This window comes from Sphingomonas sp., from assembly GCF_024508665.1.
Classification (GTDB): domain Bacteria; phylum Pseudomonadota; class Alphaproteobacteria; order Sphingomonadales; family Sphingomonadaceae; genus Sphingomonas.
On record NZ_JANINP010000006.1, the window covers coordinates 1,144,471 to 1,159,976 of the forward strand.

Consider the following 15,506-nt stretch of genomic DNA (forward strand, 5'->3'; position numbering starts at 1 on the left):
GAAGCTGGTGACCCCTACGGGACTCGAACCCGTGTTTTCGCCGTGAGAGCATTAAAAAACTGGCCTTAATATCGTCTCACGATGTATCATTTTATCCAGTTATTCTAGGTACTTGTGCGCTTATCGTTCAAGGCGTATCATCGTGCCACAACCGATAATACTGTACGGATACTGTACGGAATCGCGATGCCGGGTGGCCTTAAAGAAGCAAAGCTGACGACGCGAAGCGCTCGTGCGGCACTCGCCACAGGCCTGCATTGGCGGGCACTCGATGGGGACCTGCACTTGGGATACCGCAAGCGTGCGAAAGGCGGCGAATGGCTGGTGCGCTGGTATATCGGTGAGGGCAATTATCGCCGCGCGACGATCGGTCTTGCCGATGATCACATGGCCATGGGCACCTTTTCCTACAACGAGGCCTGCAAGCGCGCGCGCGAGCTGGTCACCGAGCTGCGCGCAAAAGCCGAGCGCAAGGCGAGAGGCTTGCGCCAAACCGTCCGGACGGTCGTCGAGCATTATATTGCCGTCCGCGACGCGCGTTTGCGCGAACAGCGTCCGGGCACCCGCCAGCGGTCCGATGCCGCATCGCGCCTGACGAAATACGTTCTAGAGGATGCCATCGCTGATATCGAGCTAGCGGACCTCAGCGAAGACGCGCTGGTCGCCTGGAAGGAAACCGTCGCGCCCGACTGCACGCCGGGCGCCCGTGTCCGTACCATGAACGACTTCAAAGCGGCGCTCAATCTCGCTCACCGGCGTCTCAGGCGACGCTTGCCGAGCGATTTTTCGGAGCGCGTGCGCTGGGGCCTCTCTGCCGAAGGCATGCTGCCCGAAGGGCACAAGAAGGCGCGCGAGAACCAGATTCTGGATGACGCGACCGTGCGTCGGATTGTCGCGGCAGCGCTGGATTACGATGCCGACGGCGATGTCGGTCGGATGGTCCTGCTCCTGGCGGCAACGGGTGCCCGCTTTTCCCAGCTGCAGCGCTTGACGGTAGGAGATGTGCAGGCCGACCGCCAACGGCTGTTCATTCCGCTCAGCCGCAAAGGGAAAGGAAAGGCCGAGGCGCACTATCCCGTGCGGGTAGGCGAGGACGTCATCGACATACTTCGGCCGGTCATCAGCGGTCGCCGCTACGATGAACCATTATTGAGCCGTTGGCGCATGAAGCAGGTCCGCAAGACCGCTGGCAAAGGCCTGATCTGGGTGCGCGACTATCGTGGCCCGTGGACCGCTGCTGCCGAGATTACCCGGCCCTTCAACGAGATTTGCGATTCGATCGGCTTGGCCGGGACCATACCATATGCACTTCGCCATTCGTCGATCGTTCGCGCGATCCGCGCAGGCCTTCCCATCCGGCTCGTCGCCGCCATGCACGACACGAGCGTCGAGATGATCGAACGGCATTATTCGCGGCACATAGTCGATGGCTTGGAAGAGTTGACGGCCAAGGCGATCGTGCCGATCGTGGGCACCAGGCTGCGGGCAGTAGCGTAACAAAGGTCCGTTCCGGCAGGCGCGGCGTTAATTCTTGATCGCTGCATGCGATAGCCGGAATCTGGTTTCCGTTCGTCTCAATCCCTTTGATGCGACAAGTTGGGCATCCACTTCCTCGCCCAGGTGCAAAACGCCGGCTCGAAATGGGTGGTCGATGATGGATCACGGCGAGGGAGCCCGGGTCGGTCTGTTGCAGCTGACTAACCACTTTCAGGGAAACGAGGGAGTGCTCTGATTTTGGACATAACGGGTGAGGAGCGAGACCAAGCGGTCGCATAGCGATGAGTGCAGTTGAAGGTGGCGCGGTCTTGGCTTCGAGCCCGGAAAAATATTGGCTTGTCCGATGGCGGTCCCCGGGACCCTGGCGCGTTATTCAGACAGGTCCGCATTGCATCCCTTGCCGATTGCGGCCCGCTCGGTTTGTCACGCTCGCCTATTCCACAGGCGAGCGCTCTTGCGTCACAGGGCTCCTTCGCTGCTTGCCGCAGGATCGACCGGCCGATGTCCACGTTCCCTGCCTCCGGGACGCGGATCTGGGGGCTTCCTCGCCCTGTTCCTGGCCTCGGCATTGCCCCGACGAGTGGCTGCCGAGGCCTTTTTTTCCGACCAGTATCAGATTGGTAGCGACCCCTGCCGCGATGATAATAGGTGATCATTGGAACCCGCACTCACTTGTCGTTCGCCGGACATGTTACGCGCAGCCGCCGCAACCTGGCATAGGCTCGCCGGTTTCCGGATCCGCCATCAGCCTACCGAGCGAAGAATTCCCGGCATACTCGTTCATGCCCGCGTCTTTCGCGGCGGCGCCATCTCTCTCCGGCGGAGCTCCCCGAGCTCGACTTCACCCGCGCAGGCCCGGCTGGCGATAGTCGCTGGGGTTATTGATCCAGCGATCCAGTTCGTCTCGCCGGAAAGCGATACGGCGTCCTCCCAGATCGACGAGAGGCGGGAAGCGTCCTTCTGCGATTCGGCGGTAGATCGTCGCTCGAGATAGGGATGTCAGCCTGATCGCGAGCTTCATGGGAATGAGCGGTGACGGATCGTTCACGGCGAAAGGCCCTTGCGCGATTGACGCCCCCTTGAGACGGCACACCCCCGAAAGAGCAGGATATCGAGAGGTGCTGGAGCTTTCTACCGCCCGACGTGCGTCCCCGCACTCAATGTCGGCGCGTGGCGCTGCGAGGCGGTGTAGGAAAGGGGCTATCCTAGCTTATCGGTCCCCCTAACTATCCTCCCAACGAGGCTTTGGGCGTCAGTCGGCCACGGAGGGATCGGTTCCGACCCCAAAGCTTTATCCGGCGATCCATTAATGCCGAGAGACGCTGCCCCCTTGCCCTGGCATCTTGCGTGGCTTCGATATGGGCCGCGGCCACGGATCGTCGGTCCATTCGGCATACATGGAATCGGCATCATGCGGACGTCTGCAATTTCCGAGTTCGGCAAGCGGCGCGGTCAACCAGGTTTGGTCTTCAGCCGGCTCGAGCAAAGCCGGCATGGTCGGCGATAGGGGTGCAATGAGGTCATTGGCGGGTGCCGCAATCCCTGCGAAACACGGGCCGCGTCCCGGCATTTCGCGTAGGATGCCGGCCCATCCAACAAGGGGCCGGTCGCTCAGTCCGAACCAGCTCTGGGTTCTCGAGCGTGGCGCACCTGCAGGCAAGGCGAAAGACTCGAGGACGATAAGGCATCGCTCGGGCGGATCGCTGCGATCGCCGAACCCGATCGGCGCCATCATGTCGCGAAGGCAGGTGGCAAGGCGTTCGGTGCCAGGCTGCCAGGGCAGCCCCCAGGTTGCGAGCTCGATGCGTCGGCGATCGCCATGCGCGCGGACGATCAGGGCTCTGCTTCCCGGCCAGACGGTCGGCTGCCAGAGCGTGCCCGCAATAGCATCGGCGCCGAAGGTTGCGGCTACTTCCGAAAGCGACGCGCGGCATCGGTACAGCCGCGTCATCGGCTGGGGCGCGGGCGCGCAGCCGGCCGCGATCCGGGTGGCCGGACGTGCTCGCCCAAGCGTGGCAAAATAATTTTCACTTCGATGGCGGTCCCATTGCCATTTATGCGTTCATTCCACGGGCACGAGGTGCATTCCCCATTTGCACCCCCTGCCTGTAAGGTTTGTCACGATCGCCTCTTTCCGCAAGCGATCGATCATGCGTCACGGGCGCCATCGCTGGATGCCGCATCGACTTACCGCCGATCCGCTCGTCCCTCCGGCGCGCGGATTTAGGGGGCTTCCTCGCCCTGACACTGGCCTCGGCAGCGCCGTAGTTGGGCGGCGTTGCCGAGGCCTTTTTTGACATGGGGCGAGGCGTTTTCGCCAAGCCGGTTAGCTCACCGAATTAGCCACAGGACGAGTGCGATTCCAAGTGTCAGGACGATCAGGCAAAAAAAGCCAATCGCCGCAATTTGGACTATCGCGAACAATTCGGCGCGCGTGCTCTGCTGCCGTCGTTCGCCGCCCAAAGGGGGCACCAGCGATGCCCACCAAGTCGATCGACGCTGTCCTAACGGCTGATCATGGGGGGCAGGCGCCTCTACCGCGCTCGCATCGTACGCGATCGGCGCACGGGGTAACCCAGCCTCCCAATCCACCAACAGCCTTGCCGCTTCGGCGCGACTCTGAACTTGCAGCGTCGCCAAGGCGTCTCTCACGTGATTATCGACCGTTGCCGGGCTGATCGCCAACTGGCGGCCGATCTGTTTCGACGTGTAGCCGCGGCCGACCAGGCGCAGGCAAGCCTTTTGGCGTTCGGTCAATCGCAAGATTGCCTGGTCCAAGCTGATCCCCCCGATCTGGACGTATAGTCGGGGGATTATACGCAAGGCGCTAAATCAGACGAGATTTATTTAAACAATTTATGCACTTATCACGCTTACGGCAAATCGTCCGGTCAGTCGTTCTACGTAATTCGTCTGCAAAATGTGTCGCACGCTTATCGGGTCGGCGCGCGATTACATCCGATGCTTGGTCCGTTTGTTCTTGCTCCGGTTATCTAGACATAGGGGGCGATAACTGAACGAATGTTGTTCACTACCGGATTGGGGCCGAACTGGGCCAATATGGCCAACCATTCACGGACGGCCAGCAGGGGAAACCGCTCCATATAGCCTGGCTCCAGCGGATTGACTTCGTTGTACGCGTCGAAAAAGTCCGCCGGCACGCCGGGATATAGCCAGGACGCGGTAAGGTCAGCCTCTGCCCACCCGAAATATACGGCGGGATCGATCAATCCAGCCTGACCGTCGCCGAGCGGGATGATGTTACCCGACCACAGATCTCCATGGAGCAAGGACGCGGGTTGGCTTGGAATGAAATCGGCGAGCTTGCTGGCAAATTTGCCGATGTTGCGCCGGTCATCCTCTGTCGTCGCCAGTTCGCATAGCGGCAGCGACAGATAGGCGTGGATGCGATGTTGGGCGAAGAATTCATGCCCATTCGCCGTCCGGCTGTTCGTTTGCCGTAGCCGGCCGATATAATTGTCGTGGGCAAAGCCGAATAGCGGGTCGTGCCACTGGTGCAATCGGGCCACGGCACGACCGAAAGCGCGCCAGTCGACCTCTTCTGGAGGGTGCGTTCCCAGATCTTCCAGCAGGATGAAATCGGCGGAGGTGGCAATGACGTCCGGAACCCGAAATCCCGTCCCGCGCAATTCGGCGAGCCCCTGTGCCTCGATCGCATAGAAATCGGCCGGAATATCCGCGGCGAATTTGGCGATGCCCTTAAAGCCGCCTGTTGTCTCGATCCGGCGCGTCTGGTTGATCGTGCCGCCCGGCACCCCGTCACACGTCTTGAGTGCGCCGCGCCCTTCATTCTCCAGATAGGAGAGGAGCGATGGCGGAAGGTCGTGGTCGATCACAAAAATACCATCCTCTCGGGATTTGCGTGCCGCCAAGAACGTGCCGGCCGTGCGTCCACCACACGGCCGGGCCAAATTTTCGCTAACCTCGATCAGACGATCCCCGAACCCGTGCCGGCCGGCGTTCGCTCCTGTGCCTTGCGGCGGCGCCAGGCCGATGCCCGGTAAGCGGCAAGCACGTCATAGGCACCGCCCGCATCAACCCTGGCCTTCGCCACGAGCGGGGACACGTCGACATTATAGGCGCAGCGCAGCGCCTGATATGCCATCATCGCATCATTCCTGGCCTGCGCCTCGTGGAGAGCGTCGCGGTCGACGATGAGCGCTTTGGCATAGGCCTGTACGATGGCTTCGGCCGACGACAACATGCTCTCGATGGGATCGGTGACGTTATGCGACTGATCGATCATATAAGCAGGGTTGAAGCCCGTGCCGGGCTTCTGTGCCGCCTCGATCAATTCGTTGAAGACCAGGAATAATTGGTGCGGATTGATCGATCCGGAATCAAGATCGTCATCTCCATATTTCGAGTCGTTGAAGTGAAAGCCACCCAGCTTGCCGAACCGGTGAAGACGGGCAACGATCTGCTCGATATTGGTGTTGGGCGCGTGATGGCCGAGATCGACCAGGCATTTGGCCTTCGGGCCGAGTTCCTGCGCGGCCAGGATCGACGATCCCCAATCGGCGATGACCGTCGAATAGAAAGCCGGCTCGAACATCTTGTGCTCGATCAGCATCCGCCAGTCGTCGGGAAGTACAGCATAGATCCGGCTGGCTGAGCCGAGATAGCGGTCGAACTGGCCGGCGAGATCCTGCTGGCCAGGGAAATTGGTCCCGTCGCCGATCCATACGGTCAGATCATGGCTGCCCAGCTGGCGGCCGATCTCGATACATTCGATATTGTGCTCGATCGCCTGTTCGCGGGTCGCTTCGTCGGTCGATGTCAGCGAACCCGTGGCGTAGCTGTTTGCCTGGCCCTGCTGGTCCTGGAAAGTGTTCGAATTGACCGCGTCGAAGCCGATGCCGAGAGCGCTCGCCTCTTCCTTCAGCGCCCCATAATCGTCAACCTTGTCCCAGGGAAAATGCGGACTGACCCGGGGCGTGACCGTCGCGAGCTGGTGGACGACGGCACAATCGGCGAGCTTTTCGTGAATATTGGTGGGTTCGCCCGGTATCGGAAATTTGGCAAAGCGCGTGCCGCCGCGACCGGCTCCCCAGGTGGGAATGGCGACCTCGAACCGCGCGACTGCAGCGAGCGTCGCGTCGACATCGATGCCCCGGCGATCGAGCTGGCCGGCGAGATGCTCGAAATCCCTGTCCAGGTCAGCGGCATGGAGTGCGTTCAGGCCGGCGATCTGATCCGCATTGAGCGGCGGCTGCGTTGCCGTGATTGTCATTTCTGTCATCCTCTCGTGTTGGGCCGGGACGCTCGAGCATCCCGGCCCCTTGATCGATCAGCGCGTGAAAGCCTGGGCGTTGCCCGCATCGACGTTGATCATGTTACCGGTCGACTTGCTGGCGGCGTCGGACGCCAGGAAGTAGATCGCCTCGGCGACGTCCTCGGGCAGGACGTCGCGCTTAAGCATCGAACGGCTGCGATAATGTTCCTCGAGTTGCGCGCCGGGATCGATGCCATGGGCACCGGCACGCTCCTGGCGCCAGTCGCCGTCCCAGATGCGCGACCCGCGGATCACGGCATCGGGATTGACCGTATTGACGCGGATGCCCGCGCTCGCACCTTCGAGCGCCAGGCAGCGGGCAAGGTGAAGCGACGCCGCTTTGGCGGAGGCGTAGGCAGCTGCGTTCGTCGCTGCGGCGATACCGTTCTTCGATCCGACGAAGACGATCGAGCCGCCCTTCTGCGCCTTCAGAAGCGGAAAGGCCGCCCTGGCTGTCAGGAAATAGCCCTCGGCGAGCACATCGTAATTCTTGCGCCACAAGTCGACGGTCGTTTCCTCCAGAGGCGCGGAGGATGCGATCCCGGCATTGGCGACCAGGATGTCGATGCCGCCGAACTCGCGGGCGGCAAAAGCGAACGCGGCGGCGATTTGTGCTTCGTCGGTCACGTCGCAGATCGTGGCGCGGACCACGTCCCGGCCGAAGCGGGCGGCAAGTTCGTCACGCCGCGTCTCGAGAACGTCGGGCGAGCGGTCGAGCAACACGACACAGGCTCCGTCGCGTAGCATGCGCTCGGCCGTGGCGACGCCGATGCCGCCCGCGCCGCCGGTGACGACGGCGATCTTGCCCGCCATCGGCTTCGGCTTGGGCATGCGCTGGAGCTTGGCTTCCTCGAGCGCCCAATATTCGATGCCATAGGCTTCGAGTTCAGGAAGGCCTTCATAGGTACCGATCGCCTCGGCTCCGCGCATCACGTTGATGGCATTGCCGTAAAATTCGCTCGCCAGCCGGGCCGTCGTCTTGTCCGCGCCGAACGCGATCCGGCCGATGCCCGGAATCAGCACGATGACCGGGTTTGCATCGCGCATGGCGGGGTCTCCGTCCTTTGCGCAGCGCCCATAATAGGCCGCATAAGCGGCTCGATAGTCCGCGAGTGCCTGGTCGAGATAGGCGTCGTCGTCGATCGACGCGGGATCCAGCGTGAGAGGCGCGATCTTGGTCCGCAGGAAGTGATCCGGGCAGGACGTGCCGATGCGCGCGAGACGTTCGAACTCCGCCGATCCGATGAACTCGAGCGTTTCCGGGCTATCGTCGAAATGGCCGAGCTTGCCGGCTCCGGTCATCAATCCGCGCAGTCGGGGCATGATGCGCGCCGCCGCTGCGGCGCGATCCGCCGCCGATTGTGGCGCCACCACCTGTCCGCCAAAGGCCGGACGGCCCTTTAGCCGATCATTCAGATAGGCGGCGGCATCGGCGATCAGGCCGATCGTGTTTTCGTAACATGCTTTGTCGTCGTCGGCCCAGCAGATGATGCCATGGCCGGCCAGCATGATGCCGCGCAATCCCGGGTGCTGGGCCGCATAGTCGCGGATCATGACGCCGAGCTCGAAGCCCGGGCGTTTCCACGGCAGCCAGCCGATCTTGCCGCCCCAAATTTCTCGGGTCGCTGCCTCGCCGCCGCTCGAAGCGGCGAGCGCGATAATCGCGTCGGGATGGACATGATCGACATGCGCAAAAGGCAGGAGGCCATGGAGCGGGGTGTCGATCGAGGCCGCCCTGCTGTTCAGATTGAACGTGCAGTGCGGGAGATAATCGACCATCTCGTCTTCGAATTCGACGCCGCGATAAAGCCGCTCGGTCGCGCGGAACTTGTCGAGATAAAGCGTGGCGAAGCCGTCGAGCTTCATAGAGCCGATATCGCCGCCTGATCCCTTGACCCACAGCACGTCGACCGTCTCGCCGGTGAGCGGGTCCGTGCCCTTGAGCTTGCCCGAAGTGTTGCCACCACCGAAATTGGTGACCGTCAGATCCTCGCCGAGCAGGTTCGACCGGTAGAGCAACAGCTCTTCGGGCGTCTTGGTCGCCGCGACGGCATCGTCCCAGCGATTCTCGGGAATAGCGAACAGGAGCGCCTCGGGCGCGGTTCGGCTGGCGGTAATCACGTCGTCCATTCGTTTGTGTCCTTGAACCTTGGCTGCGGTTGGGCCGGTCGGCCTCCTAGCGCTGCGGGTGTTCACAATCAATCTAAAAAGATTATAAACAATCAAAATCAATCAACAGCGATCATTGCTACGATGTGAGGAGGGTGCGTGACAGGCGAGCTGGTTGTGGTGCTCGACATCGGGAAGACGATGTCCAAGCTCACCTTGTGGACGAAGGAGGGCGAGCTTCTCGCTCGAGAAACCCGGGTCAACGAGCGGATCGACGCTGGCGCTTATGCGGCACTCGATGTCGCCGGAATCGAGGCCTGGCTCGCACTGGTCCTGTCGGATTTCGGTCGGCGCGGTTCCATCGGCTCGATCATTCCCGTCGGCCATGGAGCGGCGGCGGCGATCATTCGTGGCGGTGCCCTTGCGTTGCCGCCAATGGACTATGAGCAAGCCATTCCAGCGGAGGACCGCGAGCTTTATGCCGGGCAGCGTTCGCGCTTTTCCGAAACCGGGTCTCCCTTTCTCGCCGACGGGTTGAACCTTGGCGCCCAGCTGCACTTTATCGAGCGGTTGAAGCCCGAAGTCCTGGGGCCAGGCGCGCTCATCCTTCCTTGGGCGCAATATTGGGCGTGGCGGCTGAGCGGCGTGGCGGCGAGCGAGGTCACCAGCCTTGGCTGTCACACTGACCTGTGGAATCCGCGTGCGGGCAAGCCGTCTCAGCTCGCCTGGTCGCGCGGCTGGGCGAGCCTGATGCCGCGTTTGCGCAAGGCCGGCGACGTCCTTGGCCCGCTGTCGCCCGAATGGGTCGAGCGTACCGGGCTATCGGGCGCAACCAGCGTCCATTGCGGGCTCCACGATTCCAACGCCGCCTTGCTTGCCGCTCGCGGGTTCGATGAGATAGCAGGACGCGACGCCACGATCATGTCGACCGGGACCTGGTTCGTGGCGATGCGGACGCCAGGCGCCGGTTGTTTCGTCGATCCGGTGCTGCTGCCGGCCGCGCGCGATACGCTCATCAATGTCGACGTCTCGGGACGGATGATCCCGTCGGCGCGGTTCATGGGCGGCCGAGAGATCGAGTTGCTGACGGGACGCGATACCCGGCGCATCGATATCAAGGCCGATCAGGCCGACATCGTCGCGGCCACGCGCTCGGTGCTCGAACAAGGGGCTCGTGTCTTGCCGACCTTCGCGCCCGGCTTTGGCCCCTTTGCTGCCCATTGCGGCCGATGGATCGACAAGCCCACGGATCAGGCGTCGCTCCGGGCGGCCGTGTCGCTTTATGCCGCCCTTGTCGCCGATGTCTCGCTTGGACTTATCGGCGCGGGCGGGTGCCTGCTTGTGGAAGGGCGCTTTGCCGAGGCCGAAGTATTCGTGCGCGCCTTGGCGGCCCTTCGCCCGAACGATAAAGTCTACAGGGCCAATGCCCATAACGACGTCTCGTTCGGCGCGCTGAGGCTTCTCCAGCCTGGCCTTCGTCCATCGGGCGGTCTCGAGCTGATCCAGCCGCTGGCATTGCCGATCGAGAACTATCGCGAGCGTTGGCACGATGACGTCGCGGGTGCGCTGGAGGCCGTGTCGTGAAGGCTGCCTCGGTATCCGATTTCCGCGCGCTCGCCCGCCGTCGCCTGCCGCACTTCCTGTTCGAATATATCGATGGCGGCAGCTATGACGAAGTGACCCTGCGCGCCAATATGCGGGATCTCGGCAGCATCGCCTTGCGCCAGCGCGTGCTCGAGAATGTGTCGGCGATCGACCTCGCCACCGATCTGTTCGGCCAGAAGATGGCCATGCCCCTAGCGCTCGCGCCGGTTGGCCTAGCCGGTATGAATGCGCGGCGCGGGGAAGTTCAGGCCGCGCGTGCCGCGGCTGCCGCCGGCATTCCCTTCTGCCTGTCGACGGTCTCGGCCTGTCCGATCGAGGAGGTCGTGCGCGAGACGCCGCAACCTTTCTGGTTTCAACTCTACATGATCCGCGACCGCGGTTTCATGCGCGACCTGCTCGCCAAGGCGCGGGACGCGCATTGCTCTGCCCTGGTCTTTACCGTCGACATGCCGGTGCCGGGCTCGCGCTACCGCGACTATCGCTCGGGTCTTGCCGGTGCCGCCGGGATCGCAGGCAGCATCAGGCGTACCATCCAGGGCGCGCTACGTCCCGGATGGGCTTGGGATGTCGGCATTCGCGGCCGACCCCATAGTCTCGGCAACGTCGCGCCTGTGCTGGGGCCCCGCACCGGGCTGGAAGACTTCTTTGCCTGGATGCGAGACAATTTCGATCCCAGCGTGTCCTGGCGCGACCTCGATTTCATCCGGTCCGAATGGCACGGCCCCCTCGTCATAAAAGGTATCCTCGATCCCGAGGACGCCAAGCGGGCCGTCGCCCTGGGTGCCGACGGCATCGTGGTGTCCAACCATGGCGGCCGCCAGCTGGACGGTGCGCTCTCCACGGCCCGTGCCTTGCCGCCGATCGCGGACGCCGTCGGCGACAAGCTTGCCATTCTGGCCGATGGCGGCGTTCGCTCCGGCCTGGATGTCGTGCGCCTGCTGGCGCTCGGCGCCAAGGGCGTCCTGCTTGGCCGGGCCTGGGCCTATGCCCTGGCCGCAGGCGGCGAGGCGGGCGTACGGCAGATGCTCGGTCTCATCGAGGCCGAGATGCGGGTCGCCATGGCACTGACCGGCCTCACCCGGATAAGCCAGATCTCGCGCGACATTCTCGTTCGATAGGCACTTTGGTGCTCGCCATGCGGCGCGGCCCGCGTTGACCGCGCGGCTTCGCCCCGGCAAGACGGCCGAACTGCACCGGGTAGGCGCGCTACGCGGCACCCGTCATCGCCTGGCTCGCATAAGGAAAGGAATCGATCGTCTACATGCATGGCGAGGAGCGCGAGCGGTTGATCCTCGACGCCATCGGCGAACGGGGGTTCGTCACGTATCAGGCACTGCAGTCCAGGCTTTCGGCGTCGCCTGCCACGATCAGGCGCGATCTCGCCCGGCTGGCCGAAGCGGGGCTGATCGAGCGGGTCCATGGGGGCGCTCGCCTGGTGTCCGGGCGCCCGGACGGTAAAGGCGACGCGGGCTTAAGACTGACCGGCGCATCGTTCGAACAATCCCTGCTGGACCGGATCGATCAGAAGCGCGCAATCGGCAAGGCAGCGGCCGGCCTCTGCCGTGCGAACGAAGGCATCATGGTCGATGGCGGGACGACGACGTTCCAGATGTGTCCCCATCTCGCCGGCCTGGGCCTCCAGGTCCTGACCAACTCGCTCCACATCGTATCGGCGCTCTTGCCCCAGACCGGTACGCAGATCCTCGTGCCCTCGGGATCGGTCTTTCGCGACCAGAACATCATTCTGGCCCCCGAAGGCGAAGAAAGCATGCCGCGTTTCCACGCTCCCCGATTGTTCATGGGCGCGGCAGCCATCGGCCCGCAAGGAATCATGCAGGCGGATGTGCTGCTTGTCGCCGGCGAACGCCGGTTCATCGATCGCGCCGAAGAGATCGTCATCTGTGCCGACAGCAGCAAGTTCACGCGCTCGTCGGGCAATGTCGTCTGCCCGCTCGATGACGTCGACATCCTCGTCACCGACGAGGGCATCGGGAAGGACAGCGTCGACATGATCGAGGCCGCCGGGATCAAGCTCGTCATCGCGGTCTGACCGGCAGTAGGGACGGTGGCTGGCTCAGGAAGGCGGCGCGTCGGGAGCCGGCTTCTTGACTGCGCGCAGCGCCCAGCGCTGACCCGTCGCATCGCCGCCTAGGAGGCGCCCATTTACGCGCAATACCGCTTCGATTTGCGGTTGCCCCGTCGCCTTGTCCCGCGCCGGATAGACGTGGGCTGCAATGACGCGGCCCCGGAACTTGGGCGCGACGCGGTCCACTGGCGTGTGGCCGACGAAGATACGGCGGACGCCGAAATGATCGAGCGATCGCCCGACATCGGCGTCGCTCACTCGTTTGTGGCGCCGCCGGAAATATCCGCGATACCATAAAGGTCCCTCGCGATCGGCACTCATGTCGCCGGGTAAGGGCGGCGAGCTCAGCGGCATGTCGATACCCGCGCGGACACGATCGTTGATCTCCGCAATGTCCGGGGCTTCGTCGATCAGGCCCGGTGACAGGCCGCCATGGACGAAGAGGTTGTCACCGAGCTTGAGCATGGCGTTGCGGCTGCGCAGCCACTGGCCGAGCACGTCCTTGGGGCCCAGGAGATCGGCGTAGCGGTCCCGGCCGAGTATCGCGCCGGTGCGGTGATAGCGCGGGTGGAGATAGCGTTTGTCTCCCTGCAGCATCAGCGCTTCGTGATTGCCCAGAATGAAGTGAAGCGCGCCGCCCTTGGCCGCTGCCTGCGCCTCGAGCCCGTAGAGCAGCCACAGGATTTCGATCTGATACGCGCCGCGGTCGACGACGTCGCCCAGCACCACCACCTGACCCGTGCCGAACGTCCAGGAAAGCGCCGCATCGATAATGCCTTGTGCCTGCAACAAGGCAATCAGGATGCCGAATTCGCCATGCGTGTCGGCAACCACCATAAGCGGTACGTTGTCGGCAAGTGCCTGGACGGCGGGCGGCGGCGCCTCGACCGGATCGCGCAAGGGCACCGTGAATCCCAGCACGCCATCGGCAGGCGCGATGGCGAGGAGGTGGCCGGCTCCCGACGGCGCTGTTACCGCACGGCCATCGGCCGATACCGAGCGCGCTATCCAACCGCTTTCGGCCATCTCGACATAGGGGCCGTCTGCAACCGGCTCGATTTCCTGCTCCGATGGCGCGATGGCCCCGCAGGGCTCTTGCGCGAGAACGGTCGCTTCTGGGACTTCGGCGCTCGACGCGGTCAGGCTCACGGGATTTCCCTCTTGGCGATGCTTTGGACAGGTGTGACCGGACCGACCGGCCTTCGCTTGTTGGGAAACGTGTCTGCCGGCCGATTGCCGCACCGGACGACGTCGGCCGTTACGGTATCGACCGCCTTTGCGCGTTTCGTCGCGGACCACCAACGGCCGGGCCGGTGGCTCAAGCAATGACATCCGGCGAGAAAAGGGTGGGGAAGAAGATGACGAGTGTGGCGTTCCGCAAGGCCCCGCGTCAGGCAGTGGCTGCCTGATGCGGATCGATTATGGCAGCGATCTTCGCGGCGATGCGCTTGTCTGGTGCGCGGTCGAGGCCGGCGATGACAAATCATCCAATCGTCTGACCAACCAGCTGGCCTCGACCAGCGAAAAGATTTTCGCGCGGGCGGCCGCCGCCGCGCGTTTTTCCGGCAAGGCGAAGCAGTTGCTCGAAGTGCTGGCGCCGTCCTTCTGCGAGGCCGACCGCGCCTTGCTGCTCGGGCTCGGCAAGGCGCCCGGCACGAAGGATTGGCAGGAAGCGGGTGCCACCCTGGCACGCCATCTCGTCGCGAGTGGCGTGCGCGAGGCGAGCGTGTCGGGCGTGCCTTCGGATATGATCGGCCCATTCGTGCTCGGCGCCCGGCTCGGCGCCTATCGGTTCGACACCTATCGTCCCAATCTCCCCGCTGACCAGCGGCCGCGGCTCGAGTCGATCCGGCTGGTGTCCGATACTGGCACCGCACTGGCGGGGGCTGACCCGGCGCTCGACGCCCTGGCCGAGGGCGTCATCCTTGCGCGCGATCTCGTGAGCGAACCCTCCAACATTCTCCATCCCGAGGCGTTCGCTGCCCGGGCAAAAGACCTCGAAGCATTCGGCGTCGAGGTCGATATCCTTGGGCCGGCCGAGCTCGAGGCGCTGGGGATGGAGGCCATGCTCGCTGTCGGGCGCGGCAGCGCGCGCGCGTCGCGGCTCGTGGTGATGCAATGGCGCGGCGCTGCTGAGCGCGATGCGGCGCCGCTGACGCTCGTCGGCAAGGGCGTGACGTTCGATTCAGGGGGCATATCGATCAAGCCCGCCGACAATATGGAAGCTATGAAAGGCGACATGGCGGGTGCGGCCGCGGTGGTCGGGGCGATGCGGGCGCTTGCCGGCCGCCAGGCGCCGGCCAATGTCGTTGGCCTGGTCGGGCTGGTCGAGAACATGCCTGATGGCGATGCCTTCCGGCCAGGCGACATCCTGCGCTCGGCATCAGGCAAGACCATCGAGGTCCTCAACACCGACGCCGAGGGCCGCCTCGTCCTGTGCGATGTCCTCCATTACGCCCAGCAGAAGTTTAGGCCCAAGGCGATCATCGACCTCGCAACCCTGACCGGCGCGATAGTGGTCGCGCTAGGCAACGAGCGGGCGGGGCTTTTCTCCAACAACGACCTGCTCGCAAACGCTATTGCCGCGGCAGGGCAGGAGAGTGGCGAGCCGGTCTGGCGGCTGCCGCTCGACCCCGCTTATGACAAGCTGCTCGACAGCGAGATCGCCGACATGAAGAACCTGAACACGGGCGGTGGCGCGGGGTCGATCACGGCCGGGCAGTTCCTGCAGCGGTTCATCGCCGACGACCTGCCCTGGGCGCATATCGATATTGCCGGTGTCGCCTGGAAGGCGAAGAGCAACGTTGCCTGGGAGGCCGGATGGGCGACCGGGTTCGGCGTGCAACTGCTCGATGCCCTGGTGCGACGGAACGATTATCTGAGCGCCTGATCGGCCAGGTAAGTGTTGCTCCG

12 protein-coding genes are annotated in these 15,506 nt (G+C 63.8%); 5 read left to right on the plus strand and 7 right to left on the minus strand.

The window, feature by feature from the left end:
• The first annotated feature begins 387 nt into the window (after nucleotides 1-387).
• Nucleotides 388-1,497: a tyrosine-type recombinase/integrase gene (locus Q0L25_RS14315; protein WP_296615345.1), complete on the plus strand. Its 1,110-nt coding sequence runs from the start codon at nucleotides 388-390 to the stop codon at nucleotides 1,495-1,497.
• An 841-nt stretch (nucleotides 1,498-2,338) separates the two neighbouring features.
• Here the strand turns inward: Q0L25_RS14315 and Q0L25_RS14320 are convergent.
• The 6 genes from Q0L25_RS14320 to Q0L25_RS14340 all read right to left on the minus strand — a co-directional run bounded on the left by Q0L25_RS14320 (nucleotide 2,339) and on the right by Q0L25_RS14340 (nucleotide 8,923).
• Complete coding sequence (locus tag Q0L25_RS14320) at nucleotides 2,339-2,518, minus strand: AlpA family transcriptional regulator (RefSeq protein ID WP_296615346.1); 180 nt, start codon at nucleotides 2,516-2,518, stop codon at nucleotides 2,339-2,341.
• 285 nt (nucleotides 2,519-2,803) lie between these two features.
• Nucleotides 2,804-3,448: an SOS response-associated peptidase family protein gene (locus Q0L25_RS21810; RefSeq protein WP_367184143.1), complete on the minus strand. Its 645-nt coding sequence runs from the start codon at nucleotides 3,446-3,448 to the stop codon at nucleotides 2,804-2,806.
• 380 nt (nucleotides 3,449-3,828) lie between these two features.
• A complete protein-coding gene (locus tag Q0L25_RS14325) occupies nucleotides 3,829-4,320 on the minus strand; it encodes a helix-turn-helix transcriptional regulator (RefSeq protein ID WP_367184144.1) in 492 nt (163 codons plus the stop codon).
• A 170-nt stretch (nucleotides 4,321-4,490) separates the two neighbouring features.
• Nucleotides 4,491-5,354, minus strand: a complete 864-nt coding sequence (locus Q0L25_RS14330) for a fructosamine kinase family protein (RefSeq protein WP_296615350.1) — start codon at nucleotides 5,352-5,354, stop codon at nucleotides 4,491-4,493.
• A gap of 92 nt (nucleotides 5,355-5,446) precedes the next feature.
• Nucleotides 5,447-6,751 carry a TIM barrel protein gene (locus Q0L25_RS14335; protein ID WP_296615351.1) on the minus strand — a complete coding sequence of 435 codons (1,305 nt, stop codon included), beginning with the start codon at nucleotides 6,749-6,751 and terminating at the stop codon, nucleotides 5,447-5,449.
• 57 nt (nucleotides 6,752-6,808) lie between these two features.
• A complete protein-coding gene (locus Q0L25_RS14340) occupies nucleotides 6,809-8,923 on the minus strand; it encodes a bifunctional rhamnulose-1-phosphate aldolase/short-chain dehydrogenase (RefSeq protein ID WP_296615353.1) in 2,115 nt (704 codons plus the stop codon).
• Nucleotides 8,924-9,061: 138 nt separating this feature from the next.
• Here Q0L25_RS14340 and Q0L25_RS14345 point away from each other — a divergent pair, with 138 nt between their 5' ends.
• From Q0L25_RS14345 to Q0L25_RS14355, 3 genes are all read left to right on the plus strand, one after another.
• A complete protein-coding gene (locus Q0L25_RS14345; RefSeq protein WP_296615355.1) occupies nucleotides 9,062-10,486 on the plus strand; it encodes a carbohydrate kinase in 1,425 nt (474 codons plus the stop codon).
• Nucleotides 10,483-11,625, plus strand: coding sequence for an FMN-dependent L-lactate dehydrogenase LldD (gene lldD / locus Q0L25_RS14350; RefSeq protein ID WP_296615356.1), 1,143 nt, complete (start codon nucleotides 10,483-10,485; stop codon nucleotides 11,623-11,625). The genes Q0L25_RS14345 and lldD overlap by 4 nt, the downstream gene beginning before the upstream one ends.
• Before the next feature lie 143 nt (nucleotides 11,626-11,768).
• Entirely contained in the window at nucleotides 11,769-12,557 is a 789-nt protein-coding gene (locus Q0L25_RS14355; protein ID WP_296615358.1) for a DeoR/GlpR family DNA-binding transcription regulator, read from the plus strand.
• 24 nt (nucleotides 12,558-12,581) lie between these two features.
• On the opposite strand, the gene Q0L25_RS14360 is transcribed toward Q0L25_RS14355, so the two are convergent.
• Nucleotides 12,582-13,742, minus strand: a complete 1,161-nt coding sequence (locus Q0L25_RS14360; RefSeq protein WP_296615360.1) for a metallophosphoesterase — start codon at nucleotides 13,740-13,742, stop codon at nucleotides 12,582-12,584.
• A 259-nt stretch (nucleotides 13,743-14,001) separates the two neighbouring features.
• Between Q0L25_RS14360 and Q0L25_RS14365 the strand changes: the two genes are divergently transcribed.
• Nucleotides 14,002-15,483 carry a leucyl aminopeptidase gene (locus Q0L25_RS14365; RefSeq protein ID WP_296615362.1) on the plus strand — a complete coding sequence of 494 codons (1,482 nt, stop codon included), beginning with the start codon at nucleotides 14,002-14,004 and terminating at the stop codon, nucleotides 15,481-15,483.
• The last annotated feature ends 23 nt before the right edge of the window (nucleotides 15,484-15,506 follow it).

Bases quoted from the DNA above. Each gene is read 5' to 3' on its own strand.
- Q0L25_RS14365 (WP_296615362.1), top strand. From the start codon at position 14,002: ATGCGGATCGATTATGGCAGCGATCTTCGCGGCGATGCGCTTGTCTGG.
- Q0L25_RS14355 (WP_296615358.1), top strand. From the start codon at position 11,769: ATGCATGGCGAGGAGCGCGAGCGGTTGATCCTCGACGCCATCGGCGAA.
- Q0L25_RS21810 (WP_367184143.1), bottom strand. From the start codon at position 3,448: ATGACGCGGCTGTACCGATGCCGCGCGTCGCTTTCGGAAGTAGCCGCA.
- Q0L25_RS14315 (WP_296615345.1), top strand. From the start codon at position 388: ATGGCCATGGGCACCTTTTCCTACAACGAGGCCTGCAAGCGCGCGCGC.
- Q0L25_RS14335 (WP_296615351.1), bottom strand. From the start codon at position 6,751: ATGACAATCACGGCAACGCAGCCGCCGCTCAATGCGGATCAGATCGCC.
- Q0L25_RS14320 (WP_296615346.1), bottom strand. From the start codon at position 2,518: ATGAAGCTCGCGATCAGGCTGACATCCCTATCTCGAGCGACGATCTAC.
- Q0L25_RS14340 (WP_296615353.1), bottom strand. From the start codon at position 8,923: ATGGACGACGTGATTACCGCCAGCCGAACCGCGCCCGAGGCGCTCCTG.